The sequence below is a fragment of the Pseudomonas sp. HY2-MNA-CIBAN-0224 genome, from assembly GCF_040310285.1.
Taxonomy (GTDB): domain Bacteria; phylum Pseudomonadota; class Gammaproteobacteria; order Pseudomonadales; family Pseudomonadaceae; genus Aquipseudomonas; species Aquipseudomonas helleri.
Genome location: NZ_JBEOPQ010000500.1, coordinates 1 through 273, shown reverse-complemented (window position 1 = coordinate 273; position 273 = coordinate 1). Strand labels below are relative to the sequence as shown.

Annotated in this window: 1 protein-coding gene; it reads left to right on the top strand. The window is 44.3% G+C overall.

Features of this window, described 5'->3' with window-relative positions; genetic code table 11:
- On the top strand, window positions 1–273 hold a 273-nt coding region (locus tag AAEZ03_RS27315), incomplete at both ends, for a hypothetical protein (RefSeq protein WP_350582975.1).

Here is a 273-nt window from a genome sequence, read left to right as displayed (position 1 = left end):
GGCAAGGACGTCTTGAGGGTAATTTAACGGTATATGAGTTTAGCCGTTGGAAACTGCCCTTTGTGAAAGCTTTTGTCCATCTACCTCGTACCACTTTGTTTGTAAAACCCAAGCCACGCCTCAAAAATTTACTGCATCCTGATCACTTGCGTGTTAATTATCAGCAGCCGCTACTGGTATGGGGCCTAGCCAAGCGCCAGCAAGTACAAAAGAAACGACAAAGTAAATTGGCTGAGCAACGTTCAGATATTCCAGCTATTTACTGTATGGAAG